Raw genomic sequence first — 6521 nt, forward strand, 5'->3', positions numbered from 1 at the left:
CGTCAGTTTCCCTCGATCTGCAGCGGCTTGCCGCTGAAGACGATGAGGCTTTCCGGCTCCGACGCGAACCAAGCGTAGCTCCCCCAGGCGAGGCTGCTCACCGTTTTGCGGAAGGGCTGGCCGGCACGATCGAGATAGGCCGTCACGAAGGCGACATGCTCGGAGGGAAAGCCCGCGCCCTCCGAGATCTGGAGGAGGGCGGTCTTCCGCGCCTCGTTCACCGGCCCGTCCGTATGCACCACCTCGATAAAGACGAGGAGAGGGTGAGCGGGGCCAAGGTCGACGAGGACGATATCCGGCAGGCTCTTGTCGGCCGGAATCGTCAGACCTATCGCTTTGGCCAGTTCGTCGTCCCGTGCGACGACTTTGTTGCCGCTCTCGCTTAAGGCGATCACGCCCGGCTTTTGCAGGAATTTGGCGCGAAAACCTCGATGACAGCCTTGGAAATGTCGGCGCTCGGGCCGGTTGTCATGCGGCGAGCTTCGCCGTTCGGAAAGGTGACGAGTTCATATTCACCCCCACCGGCCGCGCCCTTGCGGACGATGGCGATGCGGGCGAGAGCGCCGGCGTTCAGGTGTTTGGTGCGCCACGCTGTCGCCTTCGCAATGAAGGTGGCCTCGTCGAGGTCTGGTGTTAGGAGGGCGGTGAAATCACCCTGCAGCGCGTAACGTCCGGCCGGCGAGGTGGTGGAGAGGCCGGGCCGCTCGATCACCGCGCCGTTCTGGATCAGCGCGTAGCGAATCGTGTCGTCGCGGATCGATTCGCGCGTATTAACCGCATACCAGCGGCCGGGCACATCGGCCTTGCTCGGCCGAACGGATTCTTTCGCCCATACCAGCCTGGCATCGTTGTCCACCTGCGCCGCTTGGTCATCGGTCATGCGCGTGACTTGGTCGGGGCGCACCCAGAGGCCCGCCCCTTCGACCGCGCCGGCATAGAGCATGACGAAAATGGTCTTGGCCGAAATATCCCAGATAGAGTGCTCGCGATTGGCGGAGCCTTCCGGAAAAATAACGGGCAAGCGGACGCGAATCTCGGGCCAGGGAAGTAGAGGGGGGAGGCTCATGCCTTATCTAACCCATAGGCAGCGCGCAGCACCTTCTCGATCGCGGCCCGCGTCCCGCCGCGCCGAACCATCTGCTCGATCGGGCCATTGCCGAAGCCGGGGGCAAGGGGATGGCCGCCAATTCGAAAGCCGAAACGGCGACGCTGCCGCTGATGCAGCGGAATACCTGATCGATCGTGTCGCTATTGAGTATAGCAGCAACGGCAGCCGGCGAGACTTTCGGAGTGCTCGTCGCGCGAACCATGTTGAGATGGTTTTCAACGATGACGCCACCGTGCGTCTCGATGAATTCCTGCGACAGCTCGGCTGCAATGAGCCGGCGCAGCTGCTCCTTCGCCGTTGTTCGCTGCACGAGTACGCAGCTACGGTCCACGATCAGCCATTCATCACCCCGCTCTGGCTTGAAGTAGGGGGCGTGGTTTTTCTTATCGGCGCGAAACACGAAACGGCCGTCCGCCGTTACGGCCTCCGCCCAAATCAAGGGGTGCAGGCCGCGGCCCGCTCTGGCCCGCATCTGCGGCTTAAAGCGGTTCCATACGAGCGGGCCGGTTGAAACTTTATAGCCCCAATCGGCCAAGCGGGAGGAAAGGCACTCCGCCGCGGCGATCAGCCGGACGTGGGACGGCTCGCGCGGTGCCAGCCAGGGCGCGGCCGCATCTACGGGCAAGCCAACCTTACCATTCTTGGTAAGCCGCGCCTGTCGTTCGCTATCGACGTTGAGATAGTGGACCTGAAACCGGGTCCGCGCTCCCCCTTTCTGGTAGAGGGCAAGAAGTGTTTCCTGCAGCACGTCCTCGAAGACGCCCTTACGCGCATGAACGAAGTCGATTGCGACGGGAGGGGCCTCATCGGCCAACAGCTGTCGCAGCGCCGCATAATACTGGCCCCCTAGCACGCTCGTCGGCGTGAGATAGGCAATCACGCCACCGGGACGCGTCCAGCGCAGCGCGATATCGGTAAAGACGCCATAGAGGTTGGCGTGGCCGTAGAGGCTGCGGGCATAACGAAGGCGCTGCGTGGCCGTCAGCTGCACCCGACCATAGGGCGGGTTGCCGACAACGAGGTCATAGACTGCGGAGGGCTCCTCTTCCAACGTGTCGCAAACCTTGACGAATAACGGCACGTCGCGACCGCTAGCCTGCGCCAGGTCCGCAAGGGTTATCTCTAGCGCGGCTTGAGAGAGAGGCGGCGTGCGGGTCCAGTTCCATACCGGAAAGGCGATTGCCGAGCTGGGCGAGGATGAAAGCAGGCTCGCTGCCGGCGAGCGCGGCGCGCATCCGCGCCGCAGCTTCCAGCAAAAATGCGCCGCCGCCACTGGCGGGATCGAGCACGCGCGCCGTCTTCCAATCAACCCCGCCTTCGTCCGCAAGGTCAAGGAGGCGCTGGGTCAGCGCTGATGGCGTGTAGAACGCGCCAAGAGAGCTTCGCTCCTTGCCGGGGAGCAGCGTCGTATAGAGGCTGGTGAGGGTGTTGCACCCCTCCATGACGGACAGGGTGGCTGCAAGGCGCCCCATCGAGCGCGCTAGGTGTTGCGCCGTGCTATCGAGCCTTCCCTTAACGGTCGCAAAGGGCGAGCTTAACTTTAAAGCCGGCGCGACAGCGCTGGCAAATTCCTCGATCGCCGCCCGCGCGAAGAGCGCGGCTTGGGCGGTGCGAAGCGGTTCAGGGATCGTTTCCGACCAAGCCCGCGCCATGAAGCGGGCGCGGGATAATTCAATGCGGACCGGCTCCAGGTCCAAAGCACTAGGCTTCTGGCGCGTCTTCGGTTTCGACAGCGCCATATTCATGCGGTTTGGCCTTTCTCAGCATGTTGCACGTCAAGAGCGCGATAGAGCGTTGATCGACCTACCTGCAGCCTCCGGGCGATATCGGTGGGTCGCTCGCCGGCTTCCAACAGAGCACGCGCATGCTTGAGCTGATCGGGATTTATTGCCTTGCGTCGCCCGATCCGCACGCCGCGCGCGCGGGCGGCTGCAAGCCCATCTTTGGTGCGTCTCGCGATCAGCGCGCGCTCAAATTCAGCAAGCGATCCCATGAAATGAAACAGGGCGCGTCCGCCAGCGTTCGTCGTGTTGATGTCTTCGCAGAGCGATTGGAAGCCGCATTGCTTGGCGCCTAGCTCCTGAACTACCGTGATGAGATGCGAAAGCGAGCGCCCAATACAGTCGAGTTTCCAGACCACAAACACGTCGCCAGGGCTGCTATAAGCCAAGGCATTATCCAGCCCGGGCCGTTTGGTGGACGCACCGGAAATTTTGTCCTCAAAGATCTTCTCGCAGCCGGCGACCTGCAAAGCTCGGCGCTGCAGGTCCAGATTCTGATCGTCGGTCGAGACGTGGGCGTAACCTATTTTCATGATTCGATTCTGGGACAGCGTTTCGGGACTCGCAAGGAATTGAATTCGTTTAGACTTCCAGCCGTCCTTAAACGGGTCCTTTTCGGGACGATGTTGCCCTTATACCACGGCAAACATAAAGAACATATCAGGAACAATCCGGTGCGGGCCGTTTTCAGTCCGATCCGGAGCTACCCTTGGAAGTTCCAGCCGTATAGTCGGCGCGCGCCTTTTCGGCCATCGCTTCCACTTGCGTCGCCAGCTCGGGCGGCAACCATATCTCGATCCGACGCCAGCCCGTCGGAACCTCCTGGGCCGCAGCGCGGAAGCGCTGCACGATCCCGTGCACGCGTTGCCGGGTCATGCCGTAGCGGCTCGCGGCCTCGGAGGTCTTCATGCCGTCAACCAGCACGGCGCGGGCGATCTCGACGGTATCAAGCGCCAGGCGCCCCACCAACGGCCGCAGCGCGTCAAATTCCTCTGCTGTCCTGGTCGGCCCGCTCGCCATTCAACTTCCCTCGGTCGCCCATCTTTCTGTCAAGACCTGTAAACGCAACATAGATCGTTATTGACGAAAAAGCAGCCCCCGCTTCGTGATCGAGTCATTGGCGAGCGAAGCTCGCCCAATTTTGAAAGCGGCGGCTTGTCCGCCTCGATTTTTTGGCCCGCGCACCGGGTCTTAGCACCGCGCGGGGGCGGCACTTCAGAAAATGGCGCCGGGCACGGCCGAAGCCGTGCCCGGCGAGCGGTCAGGCCCGCAGGCGGCGCAGCTCGTCGGCCAACACCCAAAGGCCGCGGTTGAGCTTCACGTTCTGGTCGATCCCGTTGACGGGGCGCGTCCGGGTCGCACGTCCGCGACAGGTACGGCCGGTCAAACCGCCCTTGGTCAAATTCTCCTGCACGCGGCTGAAGGTGGTCCAGAGGTCCGAACCGCGATCCTCGTAGCGGCGCGGCGTCAAAAGCTGTGCGTCGGTGATCGGGGCTGGGGTTTCCTCGTCGTCCTATTTGAGGGCCAGCGCGGCGCGGGCGAACGCACCCTGTTCGCCATCGGTGAGGTGTAGCGCCTGCATTCCCTCGCGCTGTTCGGTGGCCACCTCGAAGCTGTCGAGGACCGTAAATGCGCCCTCGATGACTTGACCGATCACGTCGCCCTTATCCGAAGGAGGTAATGGCAGGCATCACGGCTGAGAGGACGACAAGCGCTTGTGAAATGGGAACGCGACCGCACGCAGAGGTCGTAGCGTGCAATCTTTGCAATTTGACGCAACATCCTTGCCCGTCGCCGGTTCAGTCCATTCACGACTGAAAGTGCACCATGGCAAAGCTCGTCGTACTGATCGTTGAAGACGAACCGATCCTTCGCATGGACGCTGTTGAATTCATCGAGGAAGCTGGGTTCGCCACCATCGAGGCCGCCCATGCCGACGAAGCGATCGCGATCCTAAAGGCCCGACACGACATCGCGTTCGTTTTCACGGATATCGAGATGCCGGGCTCCATGGACGGCATCCGCTTGGCCCACGCAGTCCGGGACGGATGGCCCCCGATCACGATCGTGGTCTCAAGCGGCCGGGTCGTCCCCGCGCAAGTCGAGCTGCCGGCTGAGGTGCTCTATATCCGGAAGCCGTATCGCGCGGAGCAGGTTATCGCCGCGCTGCGGATGGCCGCCTAGCCTACTCGGACGTCAGCGCTTCGACGGGTGCATCCAGCGTGAACACCACGCCGCGTTCCTGATAGTCGATCTTGGCCGTTCCGCCGAAGTAGCCGGCCAACGCCTTCTCGATCATGCGCGAACCGAAGCCGACCCGTGTCGGCGCAATGACGGGCGGGCCGTCGACCTCCTGCCAGCGGAAGTGAAAGTTGCCGTCGGCGATCGACCATTTTACCCAAATGCGACCTTCGGGATGCCGAAGCGCGCCGTATTTGATTGCGTTCGTCGCCAGTTCGTGGGTCGCCAAGGCCATCGCCAGGGCGCACTTGGACGAAAATTCGACCTCGGGCCCCATCAGCTCGAAGCGTTCGGCTTCGGCATGGGGCACGAGCGCCGCCCTGACGAGGTCCCCGACCGTGGCCTTCGACCAGGCCACCTGCGTTAGCAGGTCCTGCGCGGCGCTAAGGGTCTCCAGCCGAGCGGTGAAGGTGGCCTTCACCGCGGTGATCTCGGGACTGCCCTTGAGGGTCTGGTTCGCAATCGCGATGATCAGGGCGATCGTGTTCTTCATGCGATGCTTCAGTTCGAGCGCGAGCAGGCTCTGCCGCTCCTCGATCGCCTTGAAGGCCGTGATGTCCCGCGACACCGACAGGATGCTCTCAACCTTGCCCTGCGGCCCGATAATCGGCGCGACCTGGACGTCCCAGAAACGGGAGTTGCCAGCGGCGGTGTTGGCCGCACTCTGGAACCGATAGCTGCGCCCGTTGCGGGCCTCGTCGATCGCGAGTTCGGCCTCCTTGCGGCCCTCGTCGGGCCAGAAGCCCGGCCACGGACATCCCTGCATCTTGCTGAAGTCCGTGACTTCCATCGTGCGTCGTCCGCCCTCCGACATGAAGGACAGGTTGCCGTCGAGGTCGACCACCTTGATGCAGTCGTCGGACGCCGACAGCAGGCTTCGCATAAAGCGCGCGTCACGTAGTTCTGGAGATGTCACGATGTTCCGATCCGTCTCCGCAGATGCGAGACGTGTTATCACCCTGGCACGGATCGAGAATGCATCCTAATGCTCGCTGACAAATGGCCTGGAGGGAGCGCGCTCCGTTAGGCATATCCTCCCGATCCTGAAATGCGCCACTAGCGGACACTGGAAGGTCGCCCGAAATCGGACATTCCGCGTTGGGCCGCCGAAGCCAAGCATGTGATCAGACCGGCCGTATGCCTGCACTAGGGCTCGGACCCATAAAGAGGTTGGCACCGCTGGCTCTGTATGATTCACGGCTTCCCGGAGGAGGCCCGGATGAATCGGGATCGTTTCTGGCTCACGGATGCGCAATTCGCGCGGATCGCACCGCATTTGCCGACGGACACGCGTGGCAAACCGCGTGTTGATGACCGCCGGGTGATCAGCGGGATCGTCCATGTCCTCAAGTCAGGCGGGCGCTGGATCGATGCGCCGCCCGATTACGGGC

The 6521-nt window shown here is 62.8% G+C and carries 11 protein-coding genes; 2 read left to right on the forward strand and 9 right to left on the reverse strand.

The annotated features are described in order from the left end of the window. Window positions 1-2 precede the first annotated feature (2 nt). The 8 genes from AC1DR6_RS21055 to AC1DR6_RS21090 form a co-directional block, all read right to left on the reverse strand. Window positions 3-395 (reverse strand): BsuBI/PstI family type II restriction endonuclease, encoded by a 393-nt coding sequence (locus tag AC1DR6_RS21055; protein WP_476831221.1) that lies wholly within the window; start codon window positions 393-395, stop codon window positions 3-5. Continuing rightward, the gene (locus tag AC1DR6_RS21060; RefSeq protein WP_476831222.1) at window positions 392-1066 is read right to left on the reverse strand and encodes a hypothetical protein; all 675 of its coding nucleotides are present in this window, start codon (window positions 1064-1066) and stop codon (window positions 392-394) included. The genes AC1DR6_RS21055 and AC1DR6_RS21060 overlap by 4 nt, the downstream gene beginning before the upstream one ends. Before the next feature lie 7 nt (window positions 1067-1073). Then, on the reverse strand, window positions 1074-2189 hold the full coding sequence (locus AC1DR6_RS21065; RefSeq protein ID WP_476831223.1) for an Eco57I restriction-modification methylase domain-containing protein: 1116 nt from the start codon (window positions 2187-2189) through the stop codon (window positions 1074-1076). A 10-nt stretch (window positions 2190-2199) separates the two neighbouring features. Further along, entirely contained in the window at window positions 2200-2853 is a 654-nt protein-coding gene (locus AC1DR6_RS21070; RefSeq protein WP_476831224.1) for an N-6 DNA methylase, read from the reverse strand. Continuing rightward, on the reverse strand, window positions 2850-3422 hold the full coding sequence (locus tag AC1DR6_RS21075; RefSeq protein ID WP_476831225.1) for a recombinase family protein: 573 nt from the start codon (window positions 3420-3422) through the stop codon (window positions 2850-2852). Before AC1DR6_RS21075 ends, AC1DR6_RS21070 begins: the two co-directional genes overlap by 4 nt. A 154-nt stretch (window positions 3423-3576) precedes the next feature. Then, window positions 3577-3909, reverse strand: coding sequence for a TrfB-related DNA-binding protein (locus AC1DR6_RS21080; protein WP_476831226.1), 333 nt, complete (start codon window positions 3907-3909; stop codon window positions 3577-3579). 241 nt (window positions 3910-4150) lie between these two features. Continuing rightward, the gene (locus AC1DR6_RS21085) at window positions 4151-4360 is read right to left on the reverse strand and encodes a DUF932 domain-containing protein (protein WP_476831227.1); all 210 of its coding nucleotides are present in this window, start codon (window positions 4358-4360) and stop codon (window positions 4151-4153) included. Between the two features lie 42 nt (window positions 4361-4402). Further along, window positions 4403-4546 (reverse strand): hypothetical protein, encoded by a 144-nt coding sequence (locus tag AC1DR6_RS21090; protein ID WP_476831228.1) that lies wholly within the window; start codon window positions 4544-4546, stop codon window positions 4403-4405. Window positions 4547-4716: 170 nt separating this feature from the next. Here AC1DR6_RS21090 and AC1DR6_RS21095 point away from each other — a divergent pair, with 170 nt between their 5' ends. Further along, window positions 4717-5073, forward strand: coding sequence for a response regulator (locus tag AC1DR6_RS21095; protein WP_476831229.1), 357 nt, complete (start codon window positions 4717-4719; stop codon window positions 5071-5073). A 1-nt stretch (window position 5074) separates the two neighbouring features. Here the strand turns inward: AC1DR6_RS21095 and AC1DR6_RS21100 are convergent, their stop codons facing one another. Then, window positions 5075-6013, reverse strand: a complete 939-nt coding sequence (locus AC1DR6_RS21100; RefSeq protein WP_476831230.1) for a sensor histidine kinase — start codon at window positions 6011-6013, stop codon at window positions 5075-5077. Between the two features lie 336 nt (window positions 6014-6349). Between AC1DR6_RS21100 and AC1DR6_RS21105 the strand changes: the two genes are divergently transcribed. Next, on the forward strand, window positions 6350-6521 hold a 172-nt coding region (locus tag AC1DR6_RS21105; protein ID WP_476831238.1), incomplete at its 3' end, for a transposase.

This window comes from Allobosea sp. P5_A5 (assembly GCF_056400625.1).

Excerpts from the sequence above, each read along its gene's own strand:
- AC1DR6_RS21095 (WP_476831229.1), top strand. The coding sequence starts at position 4,717 with ATGGCAAAGCTCGTCGTACTGATCGTTGAAGACGAACCGATCCTTCGC.
- AC1DR6_RS21070 (WP_476831224.1), bottom strand. The coding sequence starts at position 2,853 with ATGAATATGGCGCTGTCGAAACCGAAGACGCGCCAGAAGCCTAGTGCT.
- AC1DR6_RS21100 (WP_476831230.1), bottom strand. The coding sequence starts at position 6,013 with ATGCGAAGCCTGCTGTCGGCGTCCGACGACTGCATCAAGGTGGTCGAC.
- AC1DR6_RS21060 (WP_476831222.1), bottom strand. The coding sequence starts at position 1,066 with ATGAGCCTCCCCCCTCTACTTCCCTGGCCCGAGATTCGCGTCCGCTTG.
- AC1DR6_RS21075 (WP_476831225.1), bottom strand. The coding sequence starts at position 3,422 with ATGAAAATAGGTTACGCCCACGTCTCGACCGACGATCAGAATCTGGAC.
- AC1DR6_RS21080 (WP_476831226.1), bottom strand. The coding sequence starts at position 3,909 with ATGGCGAGCGGGCCGACCAGGACAGCAGAGGAATTTGACGCGCTGCGG.